Below are 19,481 nucleotides of genomic sequence, written 5' to 3'. Positions count from 1 at the left end.
TGATATTAGTTATTATTTTCTGGTATTGTATAGCTTAACTCATAAGGAGTACCATTTACCGTGACTTTGATAGCAACAGCTTTTCCTGTGTAACCTCCATCGGTAAATTCAGCATTAATTGTGGTACCTGTTGGATTGGAAGTCGGGTATATGACGGTAATAGCACGAATTGTTTTTCTATCTTTGTTCTTTCTAAGTGAAATTTTATATCCTAAACGATTTTCAATATTAACCACACCATGATCATTGGATACGTTGCTTTTAAAAGTTGCAGATGAATCATAATCTTCAGATGATGTATAAATAACAATATTGTTATTATCACTGTAGTTAGTATGTATGCCATGGGCTGCTTTGGAATTCGAATTGTCGAAAGTTATTTCATTTTCAGGTGCACAAAGATTGAAATTCAAATTGTATTTGCCTGTATTATACGCTTCTTCAGGATTTTTCATGTATAATTCATCAACAAGCACAAAGAACTCTTTGTTGGCGTGGAATACAGAACGTCTATGGGTTAGAGATGAATTTTCGTATGGTTCATTCTCTGTAACTATGTAATTTGTATTGTCTTGTGTTCCTTTATGGACATAATGGCCTTCCATCTTATTGATATTTGTGGTCGTAATCGTCATTGTATTATGCCAGAAACTTTGGTTATATTTATCTCTGGCGGGATCACCACTATATGCATATACACCTGCATCAGGGAAGAAGTTACGTCCTTTATGGAATAAGCTGAATGTATTATTATCCGCTTGACAATGCCATTTCTTTTTAGGATTATAGTTGTTCTTTAAAATGAACATGGACACTTTACTAGGGTCTTGATCCCATCCATTACGTAGCATGTAATAACCGGAATATTCGTATGCTTTTAATGTATAAGTTGGTTTTTTACCTTCTTTACCTTGGGTAGCCATCCATTTCATACCTTCGTTGTCCGGAAACATCTGTGCATAGCGTGTGAAATTCTTTATCAACATACTCTTTTGCATACGTCCTGAACGAGTGTCGTTAAAATTTTCTACAGAGTAGTTCGGATAAACTAAGTCCATCACAAATTCTGTTGCTTTACGTAAGGACGGCATATAATCGGCTGAAAAATAATGTGCTTTATTATTCTCTTTAGCCACTTCGTAGGCGTTATAGAAGTCTGAAATAGCACCTACATGATAACTCGGGTCAAGCTCGTTTTGTATACCGTCGGGATTGAACTGTTCTTTTATTTGTTCGTTTAATTTGCGGGTACCTTCTTCCACCCATTCTTCTGCTTTCTTTAGTTCCGGGAATAAAACACCAGCTAAAGTAAGTGAATATAACTGTGTTACTAATATATTACCTTCCGGTTTATAGAGTTTGCGGATGCTCTCCACTTGATCTACATACTGAGTGAGAAAGATGGATAACCATTCAGGAGTGAAATTGGCAGAATGTATATAATAGGTCATTAAATCTGCTTGTGAGCTAACTCGCTCTGCGATTTGTAATCCGGACCATGGAAAATATTCATCCTTAATAACTTCCGGACATGGATAATTTTTCATCCAATCGGTGAAAACTTCTTTCCAAGACAGTATGTATTTCTCGTCTTTAGTCATGTAATACGCTTTAGCTTGAGGTACCATCCACTGATGACGATGACGCTGATATTTGAACTCATTATCTGTTATGCCGTCAACTTTTAAGTCCCAATTTATTGTTCCATCACTATTTTTGAAAGAATAGTAAATATCTTTCGACTCGTCTCTAACTCCATCGGTTTCTCCTCTAGTTTCAGGGAAGTTCCTTACATAAAAGCGATAGTCCAGAGCTTGATTTGCAATGTTTAGTTCCACTGCTGATGCTGTAGTTCCTAAAAGAGTTACATTCGGGTTTACTACATCTGTACGCATGCGATAATAATCTAGTAATGCATTAGCAGCTAATTGATAGTTTCCTGCTTCATAGTACTGTTTTACTTTTTCTAGACCTTTATAATCTAGATTGATAACTTCAAATAGTTTTTTTTCAATTCCTTCACCTTCATCGGGAAGAATGTTTTCTTTGTCGTTGTTGGGTTCTCCAATGATTAATTCGTCTTTGTCGTCTGTGCAATTAGACAGAAAGAACATTGCGAATAAACAAATAAAGATGTTCTTCATACTTTATTAGGTTTTAATTATTAAAAGTTATATTTTACTGTTTGCAAATGTAATCTGTTTATTTAGAAATGATGATTTGTCCTGTTCACACTTTGTTCAAAAAATGATTTTTTGATATTAATATTGTTGAATCATATATTAATAATGTTTAGAAAAACGGTTTTTAGGCTGATATTAAGCTTTTTATACATCATAATGTAACTTTCATCCTATTCTTTTATGAAATGAACTAATTCATTTTGATACGGGAGGGAAACGGTACGGAGACGAACTAAACGCTAGTTGTCAATAAGAGATAAGTTGTCTTAATACTGTGTTTAGTTTCCTATCTTCTATAAATAATAATTAGCTCTACATTCTAATTTGCGTTCCACTTAAGTCGAACGATAGAACTACTTAATTTGAACTATCGCTCCACTTAAGTGGAACGCAAATTTATTAGGGAACGAAGAAAATAATAGCTCCAAGAAGAATTATTAAAAAGACTATTGTGCTAGATTAATCCTTGTAACTATGAATTTAGCTCAAAACCCTACTGAAAAAAGAAAAGTACTGTTTTATACATTGGGGTTGTTTGTTATGTATAAACTCTCTTCAAATCCAAAAATATTATGATTTTTATGGAATCCAATCCGTAAAAATCATAATATTTTTGGATTTACCTCTCTAGTTGTTTATCCCTTTGCCTTCTTAATATACTCTGTAGGCAAACATCCGAAATACTTTTTGAAACTCGTAGCAAAGTAAGACGGCGTATTAAATCCTACCATTGTGCTGACTTCTGCTATTGTATAACGGCCATCCTTCAGTAGTTTTGCCGCTTCATTGAAACGAATCTTGCGTATAAAGTCGATAGTCGATTCACCTGTGATAGCTTTCAATTTGAGGTGCAGATTAGAACGGCTCATATTCATTTCTCTGGCGAACTCGTCGGTAGAGAATTCAATATTATCCATATTCTTTTCTACGATGGCAACGGCACGTTTCAACAAAGCTTCATCCATGGCGTTGAACGTAATCTTTTCCGGTTCCACTTCCAGAGATTTGGAATACCGTTCAAGCATACGCCTGCGGGTACGCATCATATTCTGTATCTTCGTAGTCAGGATAGCCAGCGAGAATGGTTTCGGGATATAATCATCTGCTCCCATTTGCAGACCTTCCATCTGATCTTTGGTTTCGCTTTTGGCAGACAGGATAATCACAGGAATGTGACAGGTACGAATATTCTGCTTCACATTCTTGCATAGCTTGATACCATCCATCACAGGCATCATGACATCAGTCACAATAATGTCCACTTCATTCTCTTTCAGCTTTTCCAGGGCTTCTTCACCATTTCCAGCTTCCAGTGTATTGAAAAGTTCGGCAAGTCCGCTACTTAGATAATGGCGGATTTCATTATTGTCTTCTACGATAAGAATCGTACCACGTTTCTTGTCACCGGTTTCGATCGTTTCGTTTTCTACTTTTTCCGTATCAATGAAATACATCTCTTTCGAGTTGGTAGAATAAACTTAGTCCTCCTCATTTTTAGCGTCATTAGAAGCTAATTCGGAAGATTTGTAGATGTTTATATCCTGTGGCAGATAAACAGAGAAAGTACTGCCTTTGCCTTCTTCACTGTCTAACTCAATACGTCCGTGATGCAGTTCCACCAAACGTTGTACCAATGACAGTCCGATACCACTTCCTACGTGCTCACTCTCTATCTGATAGAAACGTTCGAATATTTTCCCCTGCTTGTTGATAGGAATACCAATACCAGTATCACTAACTTGCAGTACCAGCCAGTTGTTTTCCTCTTTCAACGTAACAGTAATGCTTTGCCCGCTTTCTGTATATTTGAAAGCATTTGAAAGCAGGTTATTAACAATCAGTTCCAGATAATTCGGATCGAAAAGTTCCTCTTTTTCTTCCAGTTCGGAGTGGAGAGTATAAGTAATCTTCTTGTGGCGTGCCAGTTTATCGTAGAACAAGAAATTATCCTGTATCAGTTGATGCGCATTCTCTTTCTTTACTTTCAGCTCGAAAACTCCCAATTCGGCACGGCGATAATCCATCAACTGGTTGACAAGATGCAACAGACGATTGGCGTTGCGTTGGATATATTCCAGTTGGTTACGAGTCCAGCGATCACTAATCTTATTGATTATTTCTTGTAAAGGAGCTAAGATGAGAGTTAACGGCGTGCGAAGCTCGTGCGAAATATTGATGAAGAAACGCATCTTCATCTGGTTGATTTCTTCTTGATGCTCCTTGTCCCTGCGTTCAAGTTCCAGTTCCGCTTCCATACTCTTACGCATCCAGAAGAAGCGGAAGACGAAAGTGATAAACCCGATAAAAGTGGCGAGGAAAATCATGATTGCCCACCAGGTCTTGTACCAGATAGGGAGAACTATGATTTCCAACATTGTAGGTACAGTATTCCATTTTCCGTCACTATTGGCAGCTTTTACCAAAAAGTGATAAGTGCCTTGTGGCAGGTTGGAGTAGGAGACAGTACGTTTATCTGTCAGATAATACCACTCTTTGTCATATCCTTCCAGTTTATAAGCGAAAGTGTTATGTTGTCCGGAAATATAATTGGATACTACAAATTCAATCGTGAAAGCAGTTTGCCATGATTTCAGGGTGATACTTTCTGTTTCATTGATATTTTTAGTCAGGATACCAGTTTCATCATCCGGACGAACTGTCTTGTTAAACAGTTGAAGTTTAGTGATAACTACCGGAGGCGTATAAGGGTTATCCAGCAACAGTTCCGGGCGGAAAGTAGTGATCCCGTTGATACCCCCGAAATACATTTGACCGCTTGAAGTACGGCAGAACGAAGAAGTATTAAACTGATTACTCTGTAATCCGTCGGATTCCGTAAAATTACGGAACCTCTCTGTTTCCGGATTGAAACAGGAAATACCACGGTTGGTACTTACCCAAAGACGTCCGAAAGTATCTTCCAGAATACCATATACCACATTATTAGGCAAACCGTTAGCCGTAGTATATCGTTTGATTTTCTTTTCTTTCTCATTAAAACAGTAGAAGCCTTCACGCGTACCTACCCAAATGATACCGTTGGCAGCCTCGTAAATGCAATTGGTAAACGTCTTTGTTACAGATGATTCCGGCAGAATAGGCACCTTTTCTATCTCGATTCCTTCCTGCTGAAAGACAGATATACCTTCCTCACCCCCGACCCAAAGCCGTTTATGGGAATCTCTGAACAGGATTGTGATTCGTTGTGAAGTAAATGGAGTACCGTCCTTTTCCTTATCAATGGTGGTAAAACTCTTTTTTTCCGGGTTAAAACTAACCAGAGCACTTAATGTCCCCAATAAGAGATTTCCCCCTTTATCAGGAAGAATTGCATATACATTCTCATTCACCAACTGGCTGTTCAGCTGATTGAAACTTTCCATTTTTCCACTGTTTCGATGGAGGACAGTCAGTCCGCCGGCATGTGTCCCTATATATACAAGTGATTTTTGTTCATCTACATATACGGCTTTGATATTATTGGAACCAATACCGATTTCCCGTTCGTCTTCCTGTAAGATATAGTGCGTAAACTGTTGTGTCTTTGTATTATACAGATTCAAACCACCATCATTCGTTCCTATCCATAAATTCTTATCCTTATCTTCCGTAATGCAGCTGACTACGTTATCGCTTAGAGAATTCTTATAGGGAATACGCTGGATATTCTTGAATCTGTTGCGGATAGGATGGTAATAGTTCAATCCCCCGAAATAGGTCCCAAGCCACATACCTCCTTGCGAATCCATAAAGATACTGCGAACCGAACGTTGTGACAAACTGCCGTTTTCTACCGGACTGCTACTATAGGAAACGAAAGAATCGCTTCCTTCATGATAAATGTTTAGATCATTGAACGTTCCTATCCATAAGCGATTTTGCGAATCCAGTGCCAGAGAGCGGATATAATTGGAACTGATACTTTTAGGATTGGAAGAAGAATGATGGTAAGCCTTGACCTCTTTCGTTTTCGGGTTGAGCAGAAGCAGACCGGCTCCTTCGGTAGCTACCCATATACGGGTAGGAGATTGCTGCAAAATGGCCTGAATCTGTTTCGTTTCCGTTATCGGAGTAATCTTTTCCAGTTTCTTTTGAGGAATGGAATAGCTGTAAAGCCCGTCGACCGGGGTACCGATATAGATAATATCCCCCTGTCTGTAAAGAGCTGAAGCTATAAGCTTGTGCATAGCGGTACTAAAAGAATCATCAACGAATCGTGATTCTTTAATATCGAACATAGTCAGACCTTCTTGTGTACTTATAAGCAGTTGTTCCGGTGAGATTTCTGCAATGCCGTTGATTTGTTGCCGTTTGCCCTTTTTCTCGTAGAAGAAATTTCTGAATTTGTCTTTTTCTTCGTCATAATATGACAAACCATCCCGCGTACCGATCCAGACACGTCCCTGACTGTCAGTCTTTACGATTCGTGAAATGTCATTAGCAATACTGTTCGGATCCTCTTCATTATGTTGATAAACTGTAAATGAATACCCGTCATACTTGTTTACTCCATCATAGGTAGCGAACCACATATTACCTCTTTGGTCCTGATCGATAGAGAATACGGTGCTTTGTGACAATCCTTCGTTAATAGAAATATGAGAGAAGTTAATTTGCTCCGGAACTTCAGAAAAAACGCAATTAACCCCTATACATAGAAAGAGTAGACAGATTGTTGTTTTTTTAAGGCTGTTCATTATTAGTTCATAAGATTAATAATGGCATCAAAGATAGCAAAATCTTTTATATGGAGGTATTCAATAGAGAGAAAGTAAATATAGGGAATGAAAAAATACCACCGATTATACAGATTAGCACGGATTTTTATATCGACAATCTTCGAATTACAATTAAATCTGTGTTAATCTGTGTAATCGGTGGTGAAACTTGAAACTGGTAGGTAATTTATTATTTAGCTAAATCTCCTATCTCGTCTAAATTCTTCTGAATATCTTCGTCATTCAATGTATAATTCACCAGATCACCGGCCAAATACTTGTCATAAGAAGCCATATCGATCAGGCCATGTCCCGAAAGATTGAACAGAATCACTTTCTCTTCTCCGGTTTCCTTACATTTGTTAGCTTCGCGGATAGCCGCTGCAATAGCGTGGCTGGATTCGGGAGCCGGAATAATACCTTCAGACTGCGCAAACAGACAACCGGCTTCGAAAGATTCCAATTGCTGTATATCTACCGCTTCCATCAGATTATCTTTGAGCAACTGTGAAACGATTACACCTGCGCCGTGATAACGAAGTCCACCGGCATGGATATGAGCAGGAGCAAAATTGTGTCCCAAAGTAAACATCGGCAGCAACGGAGTATATCCGGCTTCATCACCGAAGTCATACTGGAACTTACCACGTGTCAGTTTCGGACAAGAAGCAGGTTCGGCAGCAACGAAACGAGTCTTTTTCCCTTCCTGTATGGTGTGGCGCATGAACGGGAAAGAGATACCTCCGAAGTTGGAACCACCTCCGAAACAACCGATCACGATATCCGGATACTCGCCTGCCATTTCCATCTGTTTTTCAGCTTCCAGTCCGATAATAGTCTGGTGGAGAGTCACGTGGCTAAGTACGGAACCGAGTGTATATTTACAGTTGGGAGTCATTTGTGCCAGTTCGATAGCTTCCGAAATAGCAGTTCCCAATGAACCTTGATAAGTGGGGTGTTTAGTCAGAATATCCTTACCGGCACGGGTAGACATAGATGGAGAAGGAGTGACCTGTGCTCCGAAAGTCTGCATGATGCTGCGGCGGTATGGTTTTTGTTCATAACTGATTTTTACCTGATAAACGGCAGCTTCCAGACCGAAAACCTTGGCTGCGTAAGAAAGAGCGGCTCCCCATTGTCCGGCACCGGTTTCAGTGGTAATGTTGGTAACTCCTTCTTCTTTGCAATAATAAGCTTGTGCCAATGCAGAGTTCAACTTATGCGAACCGATAGGGCTTACGCTTTCGTTCTTAAAATAGATATGAGCCGGAGTGCCGAGTGCTTTTTCCAAACCATAAGCACGAACCAGCGGAGTGCTACGATAGTACTTGTACATTTCACGCACTTCTTCCGGTATTTCGATCCATGCATCCGTCTGATTCAGCTCCTGATGACACAGCTCTTTTGCGAAAATCGGATATAAATCTTCTGCTTTCAGCGGTTGTTTGGTTCCCGGGTGCAACGGAGGCATAGGTTTGTTCACCATATCGGCCTGAATGTTGTACCAGTAATGTGGAATTTCTTCTTCCGGTAGAATATACCGTTTTCTTTTTTCACTCATAATATTGTAGTTTTTTAGTTTTCTGTTGCCAAAAGTACTCAAATTTTTAATATTCAGAAAATTTTGTCAACAAAGAATCGCATTTGATTGTTATTTTAGTTAAGTTTGCACGACCCCGTTAAAAAAGATGATATGAAGATTTATCATAAGTTTTTATTGTATCAGAATAAACTGCTAAAACCCTATGTACGTATTTTGTTAGGGCTGATAGAAGCACTCACTTATCTGGCGTCTTTATCATTGATTGTCGGAGTAGTATATGAACATGGCTTTCCCTTGTCTATTGATGAAGTGGCGAATTTGCAGACATTGTATAAAACTGTCTGGATCATTTTTCTGATTGATGTCACTTTACATATCTCGCTGGAATACCGGAATACTAAAAAGCAATACCGGCGATTAGCCTGGATATTGAGTGGATTGTTATATCTCACTTTAGTACCTGTTATATTCCATCGTCCGGAAGAAGAAGGAGCTATTTTGCATATTTGGGAATTCTTACATGGGAAGTTTTATCATCTTCTGTTATTGTTAGTTCTTTCTTTCCTCAATCTGTCTAATGGGCTGGTGCGTCTGTTGGGACGGCGTACCAATCCGTCTTTGATATTGGCAGTCAGTTTTATGGCTATTATTCTGATTGGAGCAGGCTTGTTGATGCTTCCGCGCTGCACGGTAAATGGTATCACCTGGGTAGACTCTTTATTTACGGCTACCAGTGCCGTATGCGTTACGGGCTTGGTACCGGTAGACGTGTCTACTACATTCACCACTTCGGGATTAGTTGTCATTATCCTGTTGATTCAGATTGGCGGATTGGGAGTGATGACATTAACCAGTTTCTTCGCCATGTTCTTCATGGGGAATACCTCCATTTACAACCAGCTTGTTGTGCGTGATATGGTTAGTTCCAATTCATTAGGTTCTTTGCTGTCTACTTTATTATATATATTAGGTTTCACTTTAGTGATTGAAGGGATCGGCATGGTTTCGATTTGGTTTAGTATTCACGGAACGTTGGGAATGACTCTGGAAGGAGAGTTGGGTTTTGCTGCTTTCCATTCTATTTCAGCTTTTTGCAATGCGGGCTTTTCTACGCTTTCCGGCAATTTAGGAAATCCGATGGTGATGACTAACCACAATTGGCTGTTTATTACCGTTTCTCTATTGATTATATTTGGTGGTATCGGTTTCCCCATCCTTGTCAATTTCAAGGATATTGTATTGTATCACCTCCGTCGTTTCTGGAAATTGATTCGTACCCGCAAACTGGATCGGCATAAAATGCAGCACCTCTATAACCTGAATACGAAAATCGTGTTAATCATGACTTTCCTGCTTTTATTAATCGGCACATTGGCTATTGCTGCTTTTGAGTGGAATGGTTCTTTTGCCGGTATGCCTGTGGCAGATAAGTGGACACAAGCTTTCTTTAATGCCACTTGTCCGCGAACAGCCGGTTTCAGCAGTGTCGACCTGGCATCATTGAGCGTGCAGACATTGTTGGTTTATCTATTCCTGATGTGGGTGGGCGGTGGATCACAGTCCACGGCAGGTGGTGTGAAAGTGAATGCTTTTGCGGTCGTAGTTCTGAATCTTGTAGCCGTATTGCGTGGCACTGAACGAGTGGAAGTGTTCGGCAGGGAATTGTCTTACGATTCAATCCGGCGTTCCAATGCAACAGTAGTCATGTCATTGGGAGTCTTATTCATTTTTATTTTCACATTGAGCATACTCGAACCGGGTGTTTCCATTATGGCATTGACTTTCGAATGTGTCTCTGCGCTTAGTACCGTAGGTTCCAGTCTGAATCTGACCCCTCATTTGTGCGACGCAAGCAAACTATTGGTGTCTTTGTTGATGTTTATTGGTCGTGTGGGGTTAATAACATTGATGTTGGGAATCGTCAAACAGAAAAAGAATACAAAATACCGTTATCCAAGTGATAACATCATAATAAACTAAAGCTATGAAGTATATTATTATTGGTTTAGGAAATTACGGCCATGTGTTGGCGGAAGAACTGTCCGCCTTGGGACACGAAATTATAGGTGCGGATATAAGCGAAAGTCGTGTAGACTCCATCAAAGATAAGATTGCTACAGCTTTTGTCATTGATGCCACTGACGAACAATCATTATCAGTGTTGCCATTGAATAGTGTGGATATAGTTATTGTAGCGATTGGAGAGAATTTTGGTGCGTCGATACGAGTCGTTGCCCTGTTGAAGCAGAAAAAGGTTCCCCGTATTTTTGCCCGTGCTATTGATGCCGTACATAAAGCAGTGCTTGAAGCTTTTGATCTGGAACGAATCCTGACTCCGGAAGAAGATGCTGCCCGCAGCCTGGTACAACTGCTCGACTTCGGTACTAACATGGAAGGATTCCGCATCGATCAGGATTATTATGTGGTGAAGTTCACGGTTCCGGAGAAATTTGTAGGATATTTTGTGAATGAGTTAAACCTGGATGAAGAGTTTCATTTAAAAATGATAGGCTTGAAACGGGCGAATAAGGTCACCAACTGCCTGGGTATCTCTCTGACCGAGCTTCATGTGAAGAATGAATTACCGGGAAATGAGAAAGTGGAAGAAGGAGACGAATTGGTCTGCTACGGCAGGTATCGTGATTTTCAGGCCTTCTGGAAAGCTATTTAGCTAGAGTACTTATAACGTCGCTTTTATTGAGCACAAGTGAGCAAGTTTCGGAGATAGTTGTATGAAGAAACCCATCGGACTTCTTTTCAGTGAAGAAATCCGGTGGGTTTGTTATATGCTGAAGCGTATGCCTTATTTCGTCTGAATACGAATATTTCCGGCTTTCACTCCGTTTGCTTTTGCTGTAAATACAATCTCTCCGGCAGTTTCACCGGCTTGCAGGATAGCTGTCAACATGCCGTTGAAAGCATGCATCTTCGGAAGATGGAATTGTTCAAGGTTCGTCGGATCGCCATTGGCGGCAGCACGATATTTACCTGTTCCCTTTACCGAGAAATTTATCTGACGATTATCGGCTGGGCAGAGGTTACCGTCTTTGTCTACTACTTTAACAGTCACATAAGCCAGATCTTTTCCATCTGCAGTCAGTTCGTTACGGTTGCTTACCAGTTCGATGTGATGAGGCTTTCCGGCAGTACGGACTACTTTTTCAGCTACCGCTTTTCCGTTTTTGTCGTAGGCTACTACTTTCACTTCACCCGGTTCGTACTTTGTATCCATCCACATCAGGCGATAGCGGTTCTTTAGCGAACTATTATTCTTGCTTTGTTTTCCATAGCTTTTGCCATTGATAAACAATTCGGCAGTAGGATAATTAGTGTACACAAAAACGGGAGTCACTTCACCTTCACGTCCCGGCCAGGTCCAGTGAGGCAGGATATGCAAGGTTTCCGCTTTCTTGTTCCACACGCTACGGTAAAGATAATAGCGGTCTTTAGGTAAACTGGCAAGGTCGATGATACCAAACATTGAACTGTGGTTAGGCCATGAATCCGTATCGTATGGTGACGGTTCACCCAGATAATCGAATCCGGTCCATACGAACTGTCCGATGGTCCAATGATGATCGTCAGCTAATGCAAAGTCCTCGTCCGGAATATTCGACCAAGGACAAACCTCCACATCGTATGAAGAGCATTGATGATCTTCATATTTTGCACCTTTCTTATCCTCCACCGGGAACTTGTACACGCCACGTGAACTGACAGTAGAAGCCGTTTCGCTTCCCAGAATCAGATTCTGCGGGAGTTGGTCGTATGACTCCTGATAGCGTTGCGTACGGTAATTAAGTCCCGGAATGTCAATCATCGCTGCAAATCCGTTGGCAAGTACACAAGTCACCTGGTCCATTCCGCAAGTGACAGGACGGGTAGGATCTTCACGATGGCAGATATCCTGCAGGAATTTGGCCACTTTATAACCGACAGGACTGCATTGAGTCGGTACTTCGTTGCCGATACTCCACATAACGACGCAAGGGTTATTCCGGTAATTATGAAGCATATTTATCATATCACGTTCCGCCCATTCATCGAAGTAGCGGTGATAACCATTTTCACATTTGGCGATATCCCATTCATCGAACGGTTCGATCATCATCATAAATCCCATTTCGTCACACAACGCAACGAGTTCGGGAGTCGGCATATTATGAGAAGTACGGATCGCGTCGCATCCCATATCTTTCAATAGCGTAAGCTGATGACGCAGTGCTGCAACATTGATAGCGGCGCCCAACGGACCTAAATCGTGGTGATTGCATACACCCTGAAATTTGCGGTGCTCCCCGTTCAGGTAGAACCCTTTGTCGGCAATGTATTCAATGCTGCGGATACCGAAACGTGTGGTGTAAGTATCTACCAGTTTATCATCCGCATAAATTTTAGAGACAGCCTTGTAAAGCGACGGACTTTCCGGCGACCAGAGTTCGGGCGCGTTTACAATAAAATTTTGTTCAAAAGGTTGTCCGTGATTGATGCGGCTTGTATTCTCTTTCCGGGTAACAACTTTACCTTCCGGAGAAAGAATTTCCGTCTCTACACGGATGGCTGTTTTCTCACCGGCATTGTCTATCTTCGTTTGGAGACGTACGGCTGCAAAATCCTTGTTGACGTGAGGAGTCGTGATTTGCGTTCCCCATACAGGCACATGGATTTTGTCAGTCACAATCAGGTGTACATTGCGATACAGACCTGCTCCCGGATACCAACGCGAAGATTGCGGACGGTTTTCCAAACGCACGGAAAGCGTATTGTTTTTACCGTCTTTATTCAATAAGGAAGTCACATTACAGTGAAAAGAATTGTAGCCGAAAGGCCAGAAACAAGCTTCTTTTCCGTTGATGTAGACACGCGCTTCACTCATGGCACCATCAAAAAGTAGTGTCACTTCTTTGTCGGCAGGGGCGTCAAAACTGGTACGATACCATCCGGTACCTACATAAGGAAGACCGCCGGTACGTCCTGTCTTCAAGGAAGCTTTTTTCTCAAAGTTCTGTGTCACTGCTACGTTTTGGAGGTCATTGTTCATGTCGAATGGACCAAAAATCGCCCAGTCGTGTGGAATAACAACCGATTCCCATTTAGTATCATTGAACTCCGGCTGACTGGCCTCTTTAAAATCTCCTTTACTGAATTTCCAGTTCTTCTCCAGCAGTGCCTCACTGCGTTGCGCTTGCATAGTGCAGGCGGCGGCCATCAAAAGTACAGCTAATAACTGTTTGGGGTGTTTCATGTTCATTTTTACTTTTCAGGTATAAAATATTTTGGATTCGGCGTAAAGTTATAAAAAAGGATTCAATAATCTTATCTCTTGAAAGCATTAAATGCACTGGCCGGTTTGCCACTGTTGTCAAGCCCCCCTTTGTGATAGCCTTTCCATTCCTTCTTTCCTTCAAATGTAGGAAAAATGTCGGTTACACTTGTAAATATCCCGCTCTTTTTGTTCCTTTGCCATCTATTTATAAACAGAAAACTTACGTATGAGAAAACTAGTTTATTGGCTTTTATTGCCGTTGGCAGTGGCTGTGAGTGCATGTGGCGGTAAAAAAGGAACTTCAGATAATCAGTCGCTACTGGCAAGAATAGACAGTATAGATGCTCACGGATTGCAGCGTATGCAGACGTCTAAGAGCGAAACTAACTTTAAGTTCAAAGGAAAAGATTATCATTCCTTTGTTTCACGTACTCCGGACGAAAGTCTGCCTCATGTAACAAATGAGATGGGAGATACTTATGTCGACAATAAAATAGTGCTGCACCTGACACGCGGTAACGAAACGGTATTGAACAAGACATTTACTAAGAATGATTTTTCATCCGTAGTCGATGCAAAATTTCTCTCGAAATCTATATTGGAAGGAATTGTATACGACAAGACCACTCCGCAGGGCATTGTATATGCCGCAAGTGTTTGTTATCCGCAGACAGATTTGTATATGCCGCTTTCTATAACGATCACCGCCGATGGAAAAATGAGTATACGGAAAGTCGATATGCTTGAAGAAGATTTGAACGATGAAGCACCGAATTAAGCCTCCAGGCAGGTGTTGACAGCAAAATTACACAAATGTGAAAGCATTTGAGACAAACGAAAGGCAACTGATGAGGTTGCCTTTCGTATTTTTGCACCGTCAACAAACTTAATATCGAATAGAATGAAGAAAAGCATTTTTATTATTTGCGTGCTGGCATCAGGATGCACGGCGATGGCTGAACAAGTCGAGAAACCCGGTCCGGCTATAGAAACACAGACTTTGGTGCCACTGACCGAGCGTGTAAATGTACAGGCAGATTCGGCATGTGTCAATCAGATTATAGATGGTTGCTGGGTAGCAGTCGGAGCTAAAAAAGCGCATGCCATTCAACGTGATTTCAACCTTATGTTCAACGGAAAACCTTCTTATCGTTTTGAACTGAAAGAAGATGATAACACATTATCCGGATATGCAGCGGGGGAAACAAAAGGGCGTGCGGAATTTTCTTATTGTTATGCAACTTCCGATGATTTCAAAGGCAAACCAGCCGATACATATAAGAAAGCACAAATAATGAAAACTGTATATCATCATGGAAAAGGTATTTGTCCGCAGGGTGCTTCCCGCGATTATGAGTTTTCGGTATATATCCCTTCTACATTAGGCAGTGATGTTTCCACCATTTTTGCTCAATGGCATGGAATGCCGGATCGTACTTTGGTACAGACTCCACAGGGTGAAGTGAAGAAACTGACAGCTGATGAGTTCATGGAACTGGACAAGACTACTATTTTTAAGAAAAACATGGGATACGAAAAGAAACCCAAGCTGGACAAGCAAGGTAATCCGGTGAAAGACAAACAAGGCAATCCCGTTTATCAAGCCGGAAAGGCCAACGGATGGCTGGTGGAACAAGGTGGCTATCCTCCATTGGCATTCGGATTTTCCGGCGGATGGTTTTACATCAAAGCAAACTCCGATCGTAAATGGCTGACTGATAAAGACGACCGTTGCAACTCAAATCCGGAAAAGACACCGGTTATGAAACCTGTGACATCTACATATAAAGCATCGACCATTGCTTACAAAATGCCTTTCGCCGATTTTCCGAAAGATTGTTGGATTACATTCCGTATTCATATCGATTGGACAGTCTATGGCAAAGAGGCAGAAACAATTGTAAAGCCGGGTATGCTCGATGTACAGATGGACTATCAGGAAAAAGGGAAAAAGGTTAAGAAACACATTGTGGACAATGAGAAAATCATGATTGGACGTAACGACGATGATGGTTATTACTTTAAGTTCGGTATCTACCGTGTAGGTAATAGCACGAAGCCGGTATGTTACAATCTGGCAAACTATTCAGAGAGGTAATTAGTCAGAAGGTAGAAAGAGAGTGATATCCGGATGTCCGTTTAGTGAGCATCCGGATATTTTTTTATAGGTTAATAATCTAAAAAAATAATATCGCATTTGTCAAGTGTACTTCAAGTCTGCAAAAAGATTTGTTTTTTTGTTGTTTGCCAAATGGTATAATATATAAAATTATTAGTGATGCAAATGATGAACAAAAATGGATTTAGCCGATGTGCGGAATTCTACATCGGTCGTTTGCGGAAGGAGGGACGGTATTCTACGGCGCATGTCTACAAGAATGCCCTCTTTTCTTTCAGCAAATTTTGTGGCACGTCTAATGTGTCGTTCAGACAGATCACCCGCGAGCGTTTACGACGTTACGGTCAGTATCTTTATGAGTGTGGCTTGAAGCCCAATACGATTTCTACGTACATGCGTATGCTTCGTAGTATTTATAACCGTGGAGTGGAAGCGGGCAGTGCGCCATACGTTCCGCGACTGTTTCATGATGTCTATACAGGTGTGGATGTCCGCCAGAAAAAGGCTTTGCCTGCTACGGAATTGTATAAGCTTCTGTATGAGGATCCCAAATCGGAACGTTTACGCCGTACGCAAGCTATTGCCGCCCTGATGTTCCAGTTTTGCGGAATGTCATTCGCTGATTTAGCCCATCTGGAGAAATCGGCACTCGATCAGAATGTGTTGCGATACAATCGTATCAAAACTAAAACTCCAATGAGCGTGGAAGTGCTGAATACGGCAAAGGAAATGATTAACCAGCTCCGTAGCAAAGAAGATTCTCATCCTGACTGTCCGGATTATCTGTTTGATATTCTTCGTGGGGATAAAAAACGGACGGATGAAAGAGGTTACCGGGAATATCAGTCCGCTCTCCGTCGATTTAATAATTCTCTGAAGGACCTGGCAAGAACCTTGCATTTGCAATCTCCTGTCACTTCCTATACGCTTCGTCATTCTTGGGCAACGACTGCGAAGTATCGGGGAGTTTCCATTGAAATGATTAGTGAATCATTGGGGCACAAATCTATAAAAACGACACAAATCTACTTGAAAGGCTTTGAGCTAAAAGAACGTACGGAGGTGAATAAAGGGAATTTATCTTACGTAAGAAATTGCTGTACAGGCAGTGTGAAAATAGTAAAGTGCTAATAATCAGAATTAAAATATGTGTGTTACTTCTTAGGTAACGGAATTAAATTTGACGCAAAGATAGACAAAAACACGAATAGAAAGCAAATATTCCTCCACTTTTTTTAGTTTTATCTGAAACATAGAGCAAAAAACTATCCGAACATGAAATAACCTTATTTCCATGCTCTATACTTTTTATTGCCTAATCTCTAGATTTTCCCCGTTGAGTATTAGGCCTTTCCACATTCTACGCCTTTGTCATGTGCGTGATTTCTATTTTCATCATAATGTACGTTTCGTGTATGTGTTATCCGTTACCTAAGAAGTAACGGAATCACATGGGGTAAAAAAATATGATTTTAACGAAACCAAAATCAGTAAATGCCGGGCCTATTAGTGGGACAGGGGAAGGCGTAGCACACTCAAAACGCTGGTATGTAGCACTCGTTCGAATGCATCACGAGAAGAAGGTATCCGAGCGTTTGTCTAAGATGGGAATTGATTCTTTTGTTCCCGTTCAGCAACAGATCCATCAATGGAGCGACCGTCGAAAGATGGTTGATACAGTCTTGCTTCCCATGATGGTTTTTGTTCATGTCAATCCAAAAGAGCGTATGGAAGTCCTAAGCTTCTCCACGGTCAGCCGTTATATGGTGATGCGTGGTGAAAGCACTCCTGCCGTTATTCCTGACGAGCAAATGGCGCGTTTCCGTTTCATGCTCGATTATTCCGATGAAACAGTCTGTATGAATGATACTCCACTGGCGCGTGGTGAGAAAGTTCGTGTGATAAAAGGTCCTTTGAGCGGCCTTGTCGGCGAACTCGTGACTGTTGGGGGGAAGAGTAAGATTGCCGTTCGTTTAAATATGCTTGGCTGTGCCTGTGTAGATATGCCAATCGGTTATGTAGAACCCACAAAGATTAGTAATGACGACACAAAAAAACTTTAACGTATTTCTATTCATTCTACTGTTAGGAGTTTTTTCGGCTCAGTCTGAAACCTTGGGGGATTGCGTTAAAATTCTTATTTTTGCATCATGAAAACATCCTCTTCCCAAACGATTGATCCTGTTGCTTCTTTAAGCTTGTTCTTGCCTTCAGGAATCCTTGATTACTTTACCCTAGTCAATCATGTTTCTCAGGATACTTGCTTTATTCTTTATTTAGAGGAGAAAGCCACTATTCCTGCTGAGTACTCTGATCTCCATCTTCACTCAAAAGGTTTCCTCCCTGAGATTGAAGTTCAGGACTTCCCTATCCGTGGTAAAGCCGTTTATTTACGTATCAAGCGTCGTCGCTGGGAAGATCCATCCACTGGGCAGACATATAGTCGTGACTGGAGTTTGGTAGCCACCGGTACTCGCATAACCGCTGAGTTCGGTGCTTTTTTAAAAGAATTACTTAGATAATCACGCCGTTAGCTGCCAAAGTGTAGCTGAGCATTACTGTATGGATGGCAAACAGCTTCAAAGCCAATATAAAGACCACCTGAGTGACTTCCAGAATTGGGATCAGAGAGCACATGCCCAAGAGTATATCCTTTATCCAAAGAATATGGGTTATCACCTATGTATTGACGAAACGGCTTTAAGTAAGGGAGATCTTTATACCATCTTAATAAATAGAGATAAGCGAGGTAGGAAAGGTTCTATTATAGCTGTAATTCAGGGCACTAAAACCGATGATATCATTGCGGTACTTACAAAGATGCCACAGGAGCTGCGTAATCAGGTCAAAGAAATTACACTGGATATGGCAGGGGGCATGCAAAAGATTGCCAAAACGTGCTTTCCACGTGCCATGCAGGTGATTGATAGGTTTCATGTACAAAAACTTGTATACGAAGCTGTACAAGAGTTGCGCATTACATATAGATGGCAAGTGATAAAAGAGGAGAATAAAGCTATGAAAGCGGCAAAAGAGAAGGGGGAAGTATATAAAGCAGAAGAACTCGAAAACGGAGATACACTCAGGCAATTATTGGCCAGAAGCAGATATTTATTATTTAAATCACCTGATAAATGGACCAAGAGTCAGAAAATCAGGGCAGAATTACTTTTCAAGCAGTTTGAAGATATTAAGCACGTATATTACTACTCATTGGAGTTGGGAAAGATCTTTTCCACAAACTATGACAAGGATGTAGCAAGAGCAAAGCTGGCACTATGGTATAATAAGATTGAAGAATATGGATACGATACATTCACAACAGTAGCAAACTCTATTGAGAATCATTATGAAAGGATTCTGAACTTCTTTGTGAACAGGAGTACAAATGCAGCAGCGGAAGCATTTAATGCTAAAATCAAAGCATTTAGGGCATCATTTAGAGGAGTAGTGGATATGAGCTTCTTCCTTTTTAGGCTAGCAAAGGTATATGCATGAAGGGAATTGACTAAACTTAATCCCCCAAGAATTACAACTGAGCCGTTTTTTCTCCTTTGATGGCTCAAAATATGAGCGATTCTCAAGTATTGGAGTATGTCAAAGAGGGGATTAGACAAGGGAAAGAACAAAAACAATTAGCCTCTGAACTTGC

The 19,481-nt window shown here is 41.0% G+C and carries 11 protein-coding genes and 1 pseudogene; 8 read left to right on the top strand and 4 right to left on the bottom strand.

Annotated elements, in window-relative coordinates; translation table 11 throughout:
* Positions 1-5: 5 nt before the first annotated feature.
* The 3 genes and pseudogenes from hepC to HMPREF9009_RS20810 form a co-directional block, all read right to left on the bottom strand.
* Positions 6-2,144 (bottom strand): heparin-sulfate lyase HepC, encoded by a 2,139-nt coding sequence (gene hepC / locus HMPREF9009_RS20820; RefSeq protein ID WP_049703148.1) that lies wholly within the window; start codon positions 2,142-2,144, stop codon positions 6-8.
* 674 nt (positions 2,145-2,818) lie between these two features.
* A pseudogene (locus HMPREF9009_RS20815) lies at positions 2,819-6,880 on the bottom strand (two-component regulator propeller domain-containing protein).
* A gap of 211 nt (positions 6,881-7,091) precedes the next feature.
* Positions 7,092-8,462, bottom strand: a complete 1,371-nt coding sequence (locus tag HMPREF9009_RS20810; RefSeq protein ID WP_004316593.1) for a TrpB-like pyridoxal phosphate-dependent enzyme — start codon at positions 8,460-8,462, stop codon at positions 7,092-7,094.
* Between the two features lie 132 nt (positions 8,463-8,594).
* Between HMPREF9009_RS20810 and HMPREF9009_RS20805 the strand changes: the two genes are divergently transcribed.
* Both HMPREF9009_RS20805 and HMPREF9009_RS20800 read left to right on the top strand, forming a co-directional pair.
* Positions 8,595-10,424: a TrkH family potassium uptake protein gene (locus HMPREF9009_RS20805; RefSeq protein ID WP_008021450.1), complete on the top strand. Its 1,830-nt coding sequence runs from the start codon at positions 8,595-8,597 to the stop codon at positions 10,422-10,424.
* A 4-nt stretch (positions 10,425-10,428) separates the two neighbouring features.
* A complete protein-coding gene (locus HMPREF9009_RS20800; protein WP_049703147.1) occupies positions 10,429-11,115 on the top strand; it encodes a potassium channel family protein in 687 nt (228 codons plus the stop codon).
* 132 nt (positions 11,116-11,247) lie between these two features.
* On the opposite strand, the gene galB is transcribed toward HMPREF9009_RS20800, so the two are convergent.
* Positions 11,248-13,695, bottom strand: a complete 2,448-nt coding sequence (galB, locus tag HMPREF9009_RS20795; RefSeq protein ID WP_151922173.1) for a beta-galactosidase GalB — start codon at positions 13,693-13,695, stop codon at positions 11,248-11,250.
* A 241-nt stretch (positions 13,696-13,936) separates the two neighbouring features.
* Here galB and HMPREF9009_RS20790 point away from each other — a divergent pair, with 241 nt between their 5' ends.
* From HMPREF9009_RS20790 to HMPREF9009_RS20765, 6 genes are all read left to right on the top strand, one after another.
* The gene (locus HMPREF9009_RS20790) at positions 13,937-14,488 is read left to right on the top strand and encodes a DUF4738 domain-containing protein (RefSeq protein ID WP_008643053.1); all 552 of its coding nucleotides are present in this window, start codon (positions 13,937-13,939) and stop codon (positions 14,486-14,488) included.
* Positions 14,489-14,611: 123 nt separating this feature from the next.
* Complete coding sequence (locus HMPREF9009_RS20785) at positions 14,612-15,808, top strand: heparin lyase I family protein (protein ID WP_049703146.1); 1,197 nt, start codon at positions 14,612-14,614, stop codon at positions 15,806-15,808.
* Positions 15,809-15,994: 186 nt separating this feature from the next.
* Entirely contained in the window at positions 15,995-16,960 is a 966-nt protein-coding gene (locus HMPREF9009_RS20780; RefSeq protein WP_049703410.1) for a tyrosine-type DNA invertase cluster 3b, read from the top strand.
* A gap of 335 nt (positions 16,961-17,295) precedes the next feature.
* Positions 17,296-17,892: a UpxY family transcription antiterminator gene (locus HMPREF9009_RS20775; RefSeq protein ID WP_008021472.1), complete on the top strand. Its 597-nt coding sequence runs from the start codon at positions 17,296-17,298 to the stop codon at positions 17,890-17,892.
* Positions 17,893-17,979: 87 nt separating this feature from the next.
* Complete coding sequence (locus HMPREF9009_RS20770) at positions 17,980-18,351, top strand: ISAon1 family transposase N-terminal region protein (RefSeq protein WP_008640050.1); 372 nt, start codon at positions 17,980-17,982, stop codon at positions 18,349-18,351.
* 40 nt (positions 18,352-18,391) lie between these two features.
* Positions 18,392-19,327, top strand: a complete 936-nt coding sequence (locus HMPREF9009_RS20765) for an ISAon1 family transposase (RefSeq protein ID WP_049703145.1) — start codon at positions 18,392-18,394, stop codon at positions 19,325-19,327.
* Positions 19,328-19,481: the final 154 nt, after the last annotated feature.

This window comes from Bacteroides sp. 3_1_13, from assembly GCF_001185845.1.
Taxonomy (GTDB): Bacteria; Bacteroidota; Bacteroidia; order Bacteroidales; family Bacteroidaceae; genus Bacteroides; species Bacteroides xylanisolvens.
Note: the sequence above shows the minus strand (reverse complement) of the source record. Positions and strands in the feature narration are given on the sequence as shown.